This is a genomic window from Butyrivibrio sp. AE3006, from assembly GCF_000424165.1.
Taxonomy (GTDB): domain Bacteria; phylum Bacillota; class Clostridia; order Lachnospirales; family Lachnospiraceae; genus Butyrivibrio.
The window spans coordinates 63,541-77,702 of record NZ_AUJJ01000003.1; the positions used below are offsets into that span (position 1 = coordinate 63,541).

Annotated in this window: 14 protein-coding genes; 2 read left to right on the forward strand and 12 right to left on the reverse strand. The window is 42.7% G+C overall.

Going from position 1 to position 14,162, the window contains the following annotated elements; genetic code table 11:
* Positions 1–5: 5 nt before the first annotated feature.
* The 3 genes from pyrH to G603_RS21250 are packed head-to-tail and all read right to left on the reverse strand — an operon-like array spanning position 6 to position 2,751.
* On the reverse strand, positions 6–698 hold the full coding sequence (gene pyrH / locus G603_RS0103345) for a UMP kinase (RefSeq protein WP_035791878.1): 693 nt from the start codon (positions 696–698) through the stop codon (positions 6–8).
* Complete coding sequence (locus G603_RS0103350; protein ID WP_026669326.1) at positions 698–1,660, reverse strand: polymer-forming cytoskeletal protein; 963 nt, start codon at positions 1,658–1,660, stop codon at positions 698–700. Before G603_RS0103350 ends, pyrH begins: the two co-directional genes overlap by 1 nt.
* Positions 1,661–1,680: 20 nt before the next feature.
* A complete protein-coding gene (locus G603_RS21250; protein ID WP_051207404.1) occupies positions 1,681–2,751 on the reverse strand; it encodes a polysaccharide deacetylase family protein in 1,071 nt (356 codons plus the stop codon).
* Positions 2,752–2,989: 238 nt separating this feature from the next.
* On the opposite strand from G603_RS21250, the gene G603_RS0103360 reads away from it, so the two are divergent.
* A complete protein-coding gene (locus tag G603_RS0103360) occupies positions 2,990–3,649 on the forward strand; it encodes a hypothetical protein (RefSeq protein ID WP_026669327.1) in 660 nt (219 codons plus the stop codon).
* 72 nt (positions 3,650–3,721) lie between these two features.
* Here G603_RS0103360 and truA read toward each other — a convergent pair whose 3' ends face one another.
* The 7 genes from truA to G603_RS0103395 form a co-directional block, all read right to left on the reverse strand.
* Complete coding sequence (gene truA / locus G603_RS0103365) at positions 3,722–4,474, reverse strand: tRNA pseudouridine(38-40) synthase TruA (protein WP_026669328.1); 753 nt, start codon at positions 4,472–4,474, stop codon at positions 3,722–3,724.
* Between the two features lie 21 nt (positions 4,475–4,495).
* Entirely contained in the window at positions 4,496–5,101 is a 606-nt protein-coding gene (gene thrH, locus G603_RS0103370; RefSeq protein ID WP_026669329.1) for a bifunctional phosphoserine phosphatase/homoserine phosphotransferase ThrH, read from the reverse strand.
* 83 nt (positions 5,102–5,184) lie between these two features.
* Positions 5,185–6,366, reverse strand: coding sequence for an aldo/keto reductase (locus tag G603_RS0103375; RefSeq protein WP_026669330.1), 1,182 nt, complete (start codon positions 6,364–6,366; stop codon positions 5,185–5,187).
* A 17-nt stretch (positions 6,367–6,383) separates the two neighbouring features.
* Complete coding sequence (locus G603_RS0103380; protein WP_026669331.1) at positions 6,384–6,926, reverse strand: glutathione peroxidase; 543 nt, start codon at positions 6,924–6,926, stop codon at positions 6,384–6,386.
* A gap of 127 nt (positions 6,927–7,053) precedes the next feature.
* A complete protein-coding gene (locus G603_RS0103385; protein WP_026669332.1) occupies positions 7,054–7,752 on the reverse strand; it encodes a DNA alkylation repair protein in 699 nt (232 codons plus the stop codon).
* 82 nt (positions 7,753–7,834) lie between these two features.
* On the reverse strand, positions 7,835–9,127 hold the full coding sequence (gene rlmD, locus G603_RS19040; RefSeq protein WP_081669803.1) for a 23S rRNA (uracil(1939)-C(5))-methyltransferase RlmD: 1,293 nt from the start codon (positions 9,125–9,127) through the stop codon (positions 7,835–7,837).
* 58 nt (positions 9,128–9,185) lie between these two features.
* On the reverse strand, positions 9,186–9,497 hold the full coding sequence (locus tag G603_RS0103395) for a hypothetical protein (RefSeq protein WP_026525040.1): 312 nt from the start codon (positions 9,495–9,497) through the stop codon (positions 9,186–9,188).
* A 288-nt stretch (positions 9,498–9,785) separates the two neighbouring features.
* Between G603_RS0103395 and G603_RS0103400 the strand changes: the two genes are divergently transcribed.
* On the forward strand, positions 9,786–10,580 hold the full coding sequence (locus G603_RS0103400; RefSeq protein ID WP_026669333.1) for a hypothetical protein: 795 nt from the start codon (positions 9,786–9,788) through the stop codon (positions 10,578–10,580).
* A 112-nt stretch (positions 10,581–10,692) separates the two neighbouring features.
* Here the strand turns inward: G603_RS0103400 and G603_RS19045 are convergent, their stop codons facing one another.
* Together G603_RS19045 and glyA are read right to left on the reverse strand one after the other, a co-directional pair.
* Positions 10,693–11,982 (reverse strand): glycoside hydrolase family 3 N-terminal domain-containing protein, encoded by a 1,290-nt coding sequence (locus G603_RS19045; protein WP_051207406.1) that lies wholly within the window; start codon positions 11,980–11,982, stop codon positions 10,693–10,695.
* A gap of 829 nt (positions 11,983–12,811) precedes the next feature.
* The gene (gene glyA, locus G603_RS0103415) at positions 12,812–14,050 is read right to left on the reverse strand and encodes a serine hydroxymethyltransferase (protein WP_026525042.1); all 1,239 of its coding nucleotides are present in this window, start codon (positions 14,048–14,050) and stop codon (positions 12,812–12,814) included.
* Positions 14,051–14,162: the final 112 nt, after the last annotated feature.

Below are 14,162 nucleotides of genomic sequence, written 5' to 3' on the forward strand. Positions count from 1 at the left end.
CATAATCAGGCTGTTACTGTGGTTCCGTTAAAGTTACCACTCTCTGCCTTAATTATACTATTTTCTTCCTGTAATGCGAATACCCGCATAGGAATATGGTTCTCCATTACCATAATGGAAGCTGTCATATCAACGACCTGAAGTCCCTGCTTTACAACATCTTCAATGCTAATCTCATCATAGCGCTTAGCATTGGGATTGGTAGCAGGATCGCTGTCATATACTCCGTCGATTGCTTTTGCAAGGAGCATTACATCAGCTTCGATCTCAATAGCTCTGAGAGCCGCACCTGTATCAGTTGAGAAGTAAGGATGGCCTGTGCCGCCTGCAAAGAAAACTACCATACCTTTTTCAAAGTACTTATTTGCTCTGTCCTTTGAGAAAAGCTTGGTAAATGAACCACATTCAAAAGGTGTGAGGATGTTTGTCATCATACCTACACTTCTGAAAATCTCAGAAACATAGATGCAGTTCATAACCGTCGCAAGCATTCCGATCTGGTCTGCCTTAACACGATCGATATTCTCGCTGGTTCTGCCTCTCCAGAAATTACCACCGCCGATAACGATACCAACCTGAGTTCCCTTATCAACAAGTTCCTTAACCTGAAGAGCAACCTGACGAACAGTAGGCTCGTCAAATCCTGTCTTATTGGGGCCGGCAAGAGCCTCGCCACTAAGCTTTAATAAAATTCTCATTATTTTGTTCCCTTAAGTCCTTCAAAGAATGCAGAAGGATTAACCTCAGCATAAGCCTGTGAGCAGTTACCTTCGATAACAGCACCGTTGTTGATCTGTACAGACTGAGATTTTATGTTACCCATAACAATTGCTGTTGTATCAAGAACTACAGGTCCGGGTACATCGATGTCACCCTTTACAGCGCCTGCGATTACTGCGCTTGTAGCGAAGATGTTACCGATAACTACTGTGCTCTGTCCAATCTTAACGCTACCCTGGCTGCGAACCTCACCTGTGATTCTTGCTGCCTCAGCGTAAATCTCTGCTGCCTTTGAATCACCCTCGATCTCACCTGTTACGTTAAGCTTACCAAGACAAGTTACGTTACCTGCGATCTTACCAACGAGCTCAAGTGAGCCTGTAGTCTCAAGGTTACCGACAATTTTCATACCCTCGGTAATGCTTGCTGTCTCATCTGTAGGTGTCTGCTGCTGAATATCCATTGTTTCAAATCCCCCATTATTTCTTATTGTATTTGTTGGTGCTTCATATTTAACTGCTTCACGAACCGGAACCTCTTCCACCTTCGCAGTCTCTACTACTGAATTAAGAGACTCTGTAAGGTCAGCAACAGTCTCTGCCTCAGGAACTGTCTCTACGCTTACTTCAGGAATAACATCCGCAATTGAAGAGTCTTCAGCTTTTTCCTTGATCTCTTCTTTGATCTCTTCTTTAATCTCTTCACTGATTACCGGCTCAGCATCAGCTTTCTTATCAGCCCCATCATCCCCGAGCTCGATTTCATCAAGGTGATCAAGCATAGCGTTCAGATCCTTCTTGACCTCTGCCTCGCTCTTAACAGCGGAAGCGGTATCTTCGCTTTTCTGAGGTTCCAGAATCTGTGCATCGTTACTTTCCTCAGGTATGATAGTCTTTGCTGCCTGAGAGAGATCACTTTTCAGCTCTGAAAAAAATCCCATTTTTCATTTCCTCCGTTTTCTTACTGCAAATTACTGATATGTTGAACCGGTAACGTATCGTCCGTTATCGGAACTATCACTGTGTTATCAAGCGCCTGTACCTGCTCAATTATCTCAGGTAGCGCATCCACCGTCGCCTGCTTGTCTGAGGCGTCGTGTAAAAGTATTATCGAGTTCTGGAACTTGGGAACCCCGGTCATGACATTGGTAACTATCAAGTCCTTGGTAATACCGTTCCTGTCATCTCCACTTGCCACATTCCAATCATAATATGTGATATTTTCAAGTGCAAGATAATTAATTAGCTCGCTCATATCGACCTTGCTGACTGTATTGGAGCTGCCTCCGGGGAATCTGTATCTGGTGGACCAGACTCCTGTGGTCTCATAAAGGAAAGTCTGAAGCTTGTGCAGGTCCTCCTGAAAGCCCTCAAGTGACTCGTAAAGTTCGCTGTATTTGTGACTGTATGAGTGCATGCCCAATGTATGTCCGCTGTCCACTATGCGCTTATATACATCTGTGTACCTGGTATCGGGCTTGCCTGTTACGAAAAAAGTGGCCTTAACATCATATTCATCCAGGACATCAAGAATCTCTCCTGTCTTACTGCTAGGCCCGTCATCAAAAGTTATGTAAACTCTTCTGATACCATCACCGACCGCCAAATTGCCGTCAGCATCCTCCAAAACCTCTTCCGTCTTCTCATCCTGATTCTCAGATAGGGCTTCCTCCGCGTCTGCCTGGTCTTCTAAAGTCTCCTCGGGTATTGATGCAACATCTTCTACGGGCTTCTCATCGGTAGTGGCAGACTCCTCTGCCCCGGCGGTGTCCTCCTCTTTTTCCAGAGGCTTGTCATCGCCCTTCCCCCTTGCCAATGCGCTCTCTCCGTATTGTTGCTCGTACCATGAAAGCTCTTCTTTTGCCTGATCGAGTCTGGTCTTTATCCTGTCATATCTGACGGCAAGAACAAGACATATACAGATTGGAATAATAATAGCACCTGCAATCGATGCAAGAATCAATCTTCTCAGAAAACGAATGCGCTTTGCACGGTCGACGGAAGGCTTTTGTTCCTCCCCATTTGTTTGCATATTATTACCACATTTCCAATTTCTATCTATATTACATAGCCAAAAAGCATTATATCATAATTTCACTGCGACCTACAAAACATTTTCCAAAAATCAAGTTGGCAAATTCACTAATAATTCCGAAAAAAATTTGGAGCCTGAAAACAAGCCAGTATATATTTTTTTTAGATTCTCTTTATAGGATGTTTATCCTCAAATGCTATTCTTATTTTACCAAGTAATACAGGAGGAAACGGGTATGAATAGAATCACAACTCTCATCGTAACAATGGCTTTTTTGGTAGGGGTATTCACACCTGTACAGGTCAGTGCAAGTGCTTCATCACAGTCAGATATAGGAATCAAAGCCGAGTATCTTATAAAGGATAACGACGGTTTACATACAAGATATGTAGTACTGGCGACCAACAATTCAGAATCAGATGTAACAGTTAATGCAAGCTTCCACGCATTTGATGCAAACGGCTCCGTTATCAAAACCGTATACGACAATGCAGAATCCATTAAAAAAGGTCAGGATTTCATAATATACGGACAATTCAGAAATGAGATCGCATCTGCTGCATCCGCCATTAAATACGACTTTTCGGTAAATGATGACAATTGTTGCAACTATGACGCCATAGGTCTTGATATCACACAGGACGAGGACCGTTCACTTACAGTAACAGGAACCAACTATTCCAAATCCGATGTAAATGCGGTAAACATTCGCGGAATCTTCTACAAAGACGGTACACCGGTAGCATTTGATACAACCAACATCGCAGACACAGGCTACACACTAAGAAGCGGTAATTCAGGAACACAGGAGCTGTGTCAGGTTCCGACCGATTATGACGACTACGTAATTACCTATTCAGCAAGCAGTGTAACACCGAATATAATCTACAACTGATAAATAATATGACATCATTAAGGGCCCCGGAATTGCATTTCGCAATTTGTCCGGGGCCCTATTCTATTTCATTTAATAATCCACTTTCATAAGACACAGTCCCTGAGGCGGAGCCGTGGGACCGGCTTTTTGTCTGTCACAGGCTTCTATGATATCCTCCATTGCTGATGGTTCAATGTTGCCATAGCCAACCTCCAACAGTGTTCCTGTCATTATTCTGACCATGTTCTGTAAAAATCCGTTGCCATGAAAATAGAATCTTATCTGAGGACCGCTCTCCTCAATCTTGATGTTATCAACACAGCGGACGGTTGATTTTTTCATGTGGGTATTGCCGCAAAAACTCTTAAAATCATGGGTTCCGACTATATATTTAGCAGCCTCCTCCATAAGAGCCACATCCGGTTTTTTCTCAAGAACAGTGACATATTTTCTGTCAAAAACCGGCTTGGTATCGCCAAAATAGCAGGTGTATCTGTAGGTCTTGCCAAGGGCATTGTAGCGACTGTGGAATCTGTCAGAACAGATCCTCACATCATTGATGCTGATATCCTCAGGCAGATACTGATTCATATACCTGAGAATTTCTTCTTCTGTAAAAACCGTATCCAGCACAGCATTGGCAGTCATGGCTCTCGCATGAACTCCCGCATCTGTCCTTCCCGCACCAATAACCTGTACGTTTTCACCTTCCGACATGCCTACCATTCTGCTGAGCACAGCTTCAAGCTTACCCTGAATGGTCATGTCCTTATTGGGTTGTTTCTCCCAGCCATAAAACCTGGTTCCGTCATAGCTGAGTATAAATTTGTAATTTCGTTTCATAATTCACTCAATTCCGGCGTATTATTTAGCCAGCTGCGCCTTTATAGCAGAAAGAAGCTCATAATATCTCTCAAAAGCAGGATACTGCGGGTAATCCTTCTTGATCTGATCAGTTGTTCTGAAAAGAAATCCTGCCTTACTTGCCTCGATCATACCAAGATCGTTAAAGCTGTCTCCACTGGCAATAGTTTCAAATCCGATGCTCTGAAGTGCCTTGACCGTAGTAAGCTTACCCTTCTCGCAGCGCATCTTGAAACCTGTGATCTCGCCATTTTCAGCAACCTCAAGTGAGTTGCAGAAAATTGTGGGCCATCCAAGCTTCTTCATAAGAGGTGTAGCGAACTGTGTAAAAGTATCGCTAAGTATAATAACCTGTGTTATAGATTTGAGTTCATCAAGAAATTCCTTTGCTCCGGGCAGTGGATCAATCGTAGCGATTGTATCCTGAATCTCTTTAAGGCCAAGACCGTGCTCTTTAAGAATATCGATTCTGTATTTCATGAGCTTGTCATAATCAGGCTCATCTCTTGTTGTTCTCTTAAGCTCCGGGATTCCTGTTGCCTCAGAAAAAGCAATCCAGATCTCGGGAACCAAAACACCTTCCAAATCCAAACAGGTTACGTACATTTTCATCCTCCTCGTGTGCTAAACTATCATAATCAACTTTTTTAGTAGTTTACCATACTTTCCGGAAAAGTGAATAAAAATACCTATTTTCTGTATATGAATTTTCTGGCTGCAGCAAGTGCTATCTTGTAGTAGAAAGGATTCAGCTCCTTATCAGCATTCTTAAGCTCCTGCCTGATATTTATATGCTGAGGACAGTGGCTCTCGCACTTACCGCATTCTATGCACTGTGATGGAAGCCCCGGTTCCTTGCGCATTCCAACAATCCGGAAAAATTCCTGCCTGCCGGTGCCCTTGTTATCCATATACATTGCATTATAGCATCTAAATGTACTCGGAATATCGACACCCTTTGGACATGGCATACAATATCCGCAGCCGGTACATCCAACCTTCAAACGTTCATTTATGCTGGCCTTAATCTGATCTATCAGCTGGAAATCCTTCTCGGTGAACTCGCCGGCCTCTGCTTCGGATGCTACTCTGCAGTTCTCCTCTACCATTTCGACAGAATTCATGCCTGACAAGACGCAGGTAACCTGGGGCTGATCCCAAAGCCATCTGAAGGCAAGCTCTGCTGCAGATCTGTGCTTCTCATCCTGAGCAATAAGCGTCTTAGCTTTTTCAGGCAAAAGATCAACCAGTTTTCCGCCGCGAAGAGGCTCCATGATAATAACAGGGATACCCTTTTCGCCTGCTGCTTCAAGTCCCTTCCTTCCAGCCTGGGACACATCATCCAGATAATTGTACTGAATCTGACAGAAATCCCAGTCATAGGCATTAAGGATTTCTATGAACATTTCCGTATTTCCATGAAAAGAAAAGCCTATGTGCTTTATTTCACCGGAGGCTTTCTTCTCTGCTATCCATTCCTCTATACCGAGCTTTTTAAGCTTTTCCCAGGCATTTATGTCTGAAAGCATGTGCATTAAATAATAGTCGATATAGTTAGTACGAAGGCGCGAACATTGCTCCTTAAAGTACTTCTCGATAGCATCTTTATTTGCAATAAGATATTGTGGGAGCTTTGTGGCAATCTGGATCTTCTCTCTGATGTGATTCTTCTCGAAAATCTCACCTATTGCCACTTCGCTTCCCGGATAAATGTAAGCCGTATCGTAGTAATTTACTCCAAGTTCATAGGCTCTCATTATCTCCTTCTCGGCTTTTTCCATGTCAATGCCGGGGCCTTTCCTTGAAAAGCGCATGCATCCATAACCGAGTAAGGAGATGTCTCCACCCTGTCTGTTTTTCCTATATTTCATTCCCTCTCCTTAGTTATTTACATGAGTTTTGCTACACAAGCAGCAACATTCTCCATCTTCTCTGTGGGCTCGAATCTTGCTACAACCTCACCGTTTCTGTCTACAACGAACTTTGTGAAGTTCCACTTGATATCAGGATTATTCTTGTAGTCCTTATCGATCTTCTTAAGCATAACACTCATTGCAAGTGCTGAAGGTCCTTTTCCGAAGCCTTCAAAGCCCTTCTGCTCCTTAAGGAATCTGTAAAGATCAAGCTGGTTCTCGCCGTTTACATCAGACTTCTTCATCTGAGGGAACTTTGTGTTGTAATGAAGTGTGCAGAACTCGTGAATTTCCTCATCTGTTCCGGGTGTCTGGCCTGCGAACTGATTGCAGGGAATATCAAGTACCTCAAAGCCCTGATCGTGGAATTTCTCGTACATATCCTCGATATCCTTGTAATGAGGTGTGAAACCGCAGCCTGTAGCTGTATTAACTACGAGAACTACCTTTCCCTTGAAATCTGCCATTGAAACGGCCTCGCCCTGTGCATTTGTTACTGAATAATCATAAAATCCCATAATGACCTCCATAAAAAATTAAATCTCTTTGTGAATTATCAATGTTATTTCAAAAAATGTTTTGTTAATCATCTTTATGATTTAATGAAATTATATTGCGTGCAATTCATTTTGTCAAGGTCCTAATTTAACTTTTTCTGGTGGCTATTTTAAGGCTTTTCAGGTACTCCTTCTGCTCCGGAGTAATCCTGTAGCTTTCGATTGATTTTTGAATCGCCTTGTTGTGAGTCCAGACATCAAGCTTCTTATTCTCAATAAACGGGATTATGGAATCATACTGCTTTGCCAGAGCTGTGGCAAAATACCAGGCGATCATCATATTGATGTAATACTCATCAGAGCGCACCTTTGCCACCATCTCGGGATATTTCATATCAAAATCATCATCCAGAAAATGCTCCATAAGCATGCCGATGGCAAAGCGGACAGTATAGGTCTTATCTGATACTATCCACTCATCTATCTTTTTTAGAAGCTCTTCCTTATGCTTTTTAAAAATCTTGGGTGACATCTGATCGCAGGTAGCCCAGTTATCAACATAAGGCAAAAACTGACAAAGCTTTTCCATGCACAGATCGTAATCCTTCATGCCGGATATAATGAAGGCCTGAAGCTGGTTTTCATCAAAATATTTATGGGGAAGGTCATCTAAAAATTCATCGATGCCATCTGCCTTAGCATATTGTTTTGCCAGCTTTCTAAGCTCCGGAGTTCTGACACCTATCATGTCATCCGGATCTGTTCCGGGAATAAGCTTTACCTGAAAATCTCTGTATTTAATGTCCTGATGCTTAAATAATTCTTCTCTGATTTCGTCAGTTATCATGGGCTTCATCTATACCTCCACTTTTTTCACAAGGAAGTTCTGCTCTCGCATGCAAGCATGCTCGCCAGAACAACAGTCGTCTCTAAACTCGAACTTCCTTAGCAGTCGTTCTCGTTAAGAGAACGACTGTTTCAACACTCCTGGTGTGGGCAAACATGTCCACGGGGATGATGCGTTTTGCGACGTAGCCGTTCTTGGTCATGAATTCAAGGTCGCGGGCAAGAGTGTCGGGACTGCAGGATACATAGACAACTCTGTCGGGAGCGAGTTTAAACATGGACTCCATGAAAACCTCGGTGGAACCGGCACGAGGGGGATCCATGAAGACAACGTCCACCTTCTCGCCTGCTTCTGCCATCTGAACCATGAATTTGCTGGCATCGTTCTCGTAGATATCTATATTCTTAATTTCGTTCATTCTTGCATTTAATCTCGCATCACGAACAGCATCCTTATTGAGCTCAACGCCAATGACTTCCTTGGCTTTAGGGCTTGCGATGATGCCGATGGTACCAACTCCACAGTAGCAATCGAGAGCTGTTTCTTTGCCTGTAAGACCTGCCAGCTCAACTGCCTTGGAATAAAGTTTCTCAGTCTGAACGGGATTTACCTGATAGAAAGACTTAGGAGAAATCTTGAATTTCATTCCGCAAACTGTATCATAGATGAATCCGGGACCATAAATTGTCTTCTCCTTATCGCCCAGAATCATGCTTGTATGCTTGTCATTTACATTTATAACAATGGTTGTGATCTCAGGATGCTCCTTCAAAAGAGCCTTCACAAAATTATTCTTGGAAGGCAGAATCGGAGATGTGAGCACAAGAACAACCATTATTTCTCCGGTATTATGACCGACTCTTATAAGGACATGACGAAGAAGGCCATATCCATTATCCTCATCATAGGTCTTGATCTTGAAGGACCTTAGCATTCCTCTGATTGTTGCAATGATGGCATCGGCCTTTTCATTCTCAAGAAGACATGCGTCAATGGGCACAACATCATGGGTTCCTTCTTTATAAATTCCAGACTGGGGATTGCCCTTCTTATCATGAGTGAAAACCGCATGAACCTTACACCTGTAATGATCAGGATCATCCATGGCCATGAAGGGCTCGACCTTTCCAAACTTGCCAAGCATCTCCTCCATCTTCTCCTGCTTGATGGCGATCTGCTTCTTGTAAGGCATATCAATCATCTGGCAACCGCCGCACTTCTTAGAGTAAGGGCAGCGACTCTTTGGAGCCTGCTTTGCGTCCCCGGCTTTGCCTGGTCTGCCGGTTCTCCCTGGTACAGCCGGTTTCCTGCGATTATCGGTTTTTTTACCGGTGACGCCGGCCTTATTACCTGCTCTGTTAAACTTCTTTTCCATAAATCTACCTCTATAGACACAAAACCTCCGGAACAACTTCTGCTCCAGAGGCCATTAATTACTTCTTTTTCTTTCCGTTTTTATCTTTTTTGTGTTCACCAAAATCTCTGAGCTTAATATCCTCAAGTCCTGAAACCAGGTCTCTGGCTCTCTCAACATCTGCTCTGTTTATGCGGATGGTGCAATAAATTTTATTCTTGTTACCACCAAAGAGCTTCTGTAAAAATGACTGCTCATGCCAGTCGATGTAGTAAGATATACGGTTTGCTAAAAACCTCTCCTCAAGTGTCTTCTTGCTCTCTCTGCTGTAAACTCTGCAAAAAGATACTTCATTATTAAAAACCTGATCGTCCTGAATGATTGATGACATGCTAAAAACCTCTTAATTTTCTAATGTTTCGAAAACATTTTACACTATCCGCATCTGATTTGTAAATGAAAATGATAACCACCACATCACAAATAACCCATATACATCAAAAATAGCAACAATTTATGATAAACCGCCAACTTTTACACATACTTAATTTTATTTATCATCTTTTCATTTGATACTTTAAACATTCAGGTGTAAAAATTAATTAGAGGTACTATGTAACGGCATGGATGCTGTTTTTCCCGGAAAATACTTTTTCCGCAGATCAAAGGAGTGATATCTATGGGAATAAACGTAAATATGGATTATTCCACCTTATTTAGCAGTATGTCCGGCGCTTCTTCATCCAACAATTATTTATCGGGTTTATCAGGAATGCTTTCCGACTATTCTTCCATCAAAAACGGAAGTTACGGTAAGCTTGTTTCTGCATATTATAAAAAGATCGACGGAGAGAATTCTTCATCAAAAGCTGATGACAGCAAGGACGCAAAAGCTGCTGAGAAATCAAAATCACAGCAGGCAGCTGCAGAGAAAAAGAAATATTCTTCAATAGCATCAAGTGCAAATGCTCTTGAAGAATCCGCTGAGAAGCTGACCAATTCAGGTGCTGATTCCATTTTTGAAAAGGCATGGAAGACAAAAACCGATGAAGACGGCAAAACATCTCAGGTCTACGACTACAACGAAGAAAAAATCGTGTCGGCTGTATCTGATTTCGTAACCAAATACAACAGCCTTGCGTCAGCTTCTGCAGATGCGTCAGATACAAACACCAGCACCAGAGCTTCCTACATGGCAAAAATAACCAATTCCTTTAAGGATGAACTATCCTCAATCGGAATCTCAGTATCCGACAAAGGTAAGCTCTCGCTTGATAAGGATAAAATGAAAGAAGCCGGCATGGAATCAGTAAAAAACATCCTTGGAAACCGCAGTGGATATGCGTATCAGATGTCATCCTCAGCATCCTCCATTGAGAGTGCAGCATCAAAAGCAGCCAGCAACAGCTCAACTTATTCCAAGTCAGGCAGCATTACACCGGACTATTCATCAATAATGGATTCATTTATTTAAAAAGATTTGAGCATAAGCTCTTTTCTCATAAACAATTTGCCATAAAACGAATCCTCACGGCCAGTGGCTGTGAGGATTTGTAATTTAACACAACTATTCTCAATCTCCGTCATCATTCAGATGCAATCTCATCTACTCTACTAGCATATTTTACTCTGTATATTCTGGACAGTGATTCATTGATCCTGTCTTCACTAATGATGCCACTCTGAACTGCTGAGAGAACTCCGTTATAAGATTCCTCAAAATTCCCAGGAATAAAGATCATATCTGCTCCTGCCTGAATTGCTGCAACTGCTGCATCGCCGTCTGAATATCTCTCGAGAATTGTCTCATCGCTGAGCGTATCTGTGATGATGATACCCTGGTAACCAAGCTGACCTCTAAGGAGATCCGTAACAACTGCGCTGCTAAGACATGAAGGTGTATCATCTCCGGTAATGCCTGATGAAGTCGCTGCACAAACCATGATCATATCAGCACCTGCGTCGATTCCTGCCTTGAAAGGAGCAAGGATGTCTGCCATGCCCTCTGCTGTAGTTCCGCTGTCTGATATCTCAGGGAAAAACTGAAGGCAAGAGGAAACGCCATAGGTATCAAGTCCCGTAACTGTCTGAGCTACCATGCTTGAAACCACTGCCTGATCAGTACCAAAGGACTGCTCACTGTCTGAAAGGTTCGCATTTATTCCGAAATTCAGATTGAATCCATATCTGTTAAGGTAATTTGAAACAGTCTCTGCTGCCTCGTGAGCCTTCTCAGGGCTGCCCTCTGCTGCAAGCTGTGAAGGTGAAGCCGGCATCTCAAGTGAAAGTCCGCTGGCAACCTTGCTTCCGCTGCCACCAACCTCTGATGTAGCGATGAAAAGCGGATACTTACTCATATTAACAGTTGATGAAAGCATATCTGTAAGCTGTGCCTCATCCTTGATATTCTTGGTGCTGTAGTAAATACCACCAACAGCATATTTAGAAAGCGCATCCTGTGTAGCGTTACCTGCCTTTATTACAGCATCGGCACCTGTAAGCTGCTCAGGTGAGATCATGAACAGACCTGCAACCTTGTCCTCAAGAGGCATCTCTGAGAGACAGGTTTCAACTATAGTATCAAGCATACTTTCAGTGCTGGATACCTCTGCTTCAGTGACATTCTCATCCGGAGAAGACACTGCCGCCGGCTCTGCCTCTACCTTGGAAGCCTCAAGTGAAGCCTCATAAGAAGCATTCATCTCCTGTATAAATCCTGTAGCCTTGGAAATTCCTAACGCGATAACCGCAACGAAAACTATAACAAAAACTCCCATGACGGAATATGCGATGATCTGGCTTCTAATTCTGCGCTGCCTTCTGATCTCACGTCTCTCATCACGCTCAGAGCTACTAATTCTATCTCTATCTTCCATACATCCTCCCCTATGGAATCCACCCAAAAAACTTACCTAGAGTATAGCATAGGAAAAACACAAATTCTACCCAAACATAGATACGAAACCACTAAATATAGTATGGAAAACCATATATATGGTGCCCAAAATTCCAGCGAAAAATATGTTTTCAAAAAGCAATAATTTTAACCGAACATGCCCCTACATTTTTTACAATAAAAAAACGTAAGGGCGAATGATCGTTTCTACCATTCGCCCTTACGCCTTTTCAAATTGTTCGTTGTCCAATGGACTTACCTCCAAATTCTCAACCCTGCTCTTTCCATTAACCTTTGCACTCGTATGCTGTGACGGTTAGTTCGACGACTAATTCTTCGCCACTATGTCATGTACTCGAACTAGTTGTGATGGAATTAATCACTATTGTTGTGGTTAAACTAATTCGCTCGGTGGACTGTACCTTCCTTTCCGAAACTAATTAAAAACTAGATCTACAGTTCTAACTTATGTTCCCTTTGGACCGTACCTCCCTTTCTTTCAGCCACCCGCTGAAGTATTTAAGATGTATCTCGTTTATTTATGTTTGTAGTATACCCTCGCCATAGTAATTTGTCAATACATTTTTTGAAAATTCTTCTTTTATTTTGATTATTTGCCGGTTATTAATTGTTTTTCTGATAAATTGTCGCAATCATATATAATTTATATACAATTCAAAATACCGAATTTTTCTTTTACATGAATGAAAATACAAATCCCGAAAAAGCCGCGAAATAAAAAGACTACCCGTATAATGTACCGGGTAGTCTCATAACCACAATATCTATTAAATTTATGCTTAAATTTATCAAATAAGAGGATATTTTTTCGTTAACTCGTCAATAATTTTTCTTGCTTCGTCGTTCTTTTCACCCTTGCCCTTGATGACGATGGAAATAGCCTCAGCGATTCTGTCCATATCATCTTCCTTCATGCCACGAGTGGTAACAGCAGGTGTTCCGAGACGGATTCCGCTTGTAACGAAGGGTGACTGCTTTTCATTGGGTATTGTATTCTTGTTAGCTGTGATGTGTGCATCGTCAAGCCATGTCTCAACATCCTTACCTGTAAGGTCGAAGTTGGTCAGATCGATGAGCATCAGATGGTTATCTGTACCGCCTGAAACGATCTGAACGCCTCTCTTCATAAGGCCTTCGCTGAGTGCCTTTGCGTTCTTAACGATCTGCTTCTGATATTCTACGAATGAAGGATCAAGTGCTTCCTTGAAGCATACAGCCTTAGCAGCAACCACATGCTCTAAAGGGCCGCCCTGGATTCCCGGGAAAACAGCCTTGTTGAACTTGTACTTATCCTGTGCTGCCTGATTCCAAAGAATGAGACCACCTCTGGGTCCGCGAAGTGTTTTATGTGTTGTGGTAGTAACAACATCTGCATAAGGGAACGGACTGGGATGAACACCCGCAGCAACAAGTCCCGCAATGTGAGCGATATCTGCCATAAGTACAGCGCCGCAAGCATCTGCTGCCTCTCTGAACTTAGCGAAATCAATTGTTCTGCAATATGCTGATGCACCTGCGATGATGAGCTTGGGCTGATGTTCCTTTGCAAGTCTGATAACCTCGTCGTAATCGATGAAACCGTTCTCATCTACGCCATAAGCCACAACATTGTAATATGTACCTGAGATATTTGCCGGACTTCCGTGTGAAAGATGACCACCCTGACTGAGATTCATACCAAGAATAGTGTCACCGGGCTTTAAAAGAGCAAACTGAACTGCCAGATTGGCCTGTGCTCCTGAGTGGGGCTGAACATTTGCATAATCGCAGTGGAAAAGCTCCTTAGCTCTGTCTCTTGCGATATTCTCAACCTTATCAACTACCTGACATCCGCCGTAGTAACGCTTTCCGGGAAGACCCTCAGCATACTTGTTGGTAAGAGGGCTGCCCATAGCTGCCATAACTGCCTTACTTACCCAGTTCTCAGATGCGATCAGCTCGATGTGATCATTCTGACGCGCCATCTCCTCCTCGATGAGAGCAGCGATTTCCGCATCAACATTCTTAACTTCGTCCAATGAATACATACCCGTTCTCCTCTTTCTAATTTTGACAATTTAAAGTGCTAAAGCAAACTTGTGTTGTATCATAGCATATTATTTTTTTAGTGTCAAAATAAAAAAGCTACCCGTAAGCCAT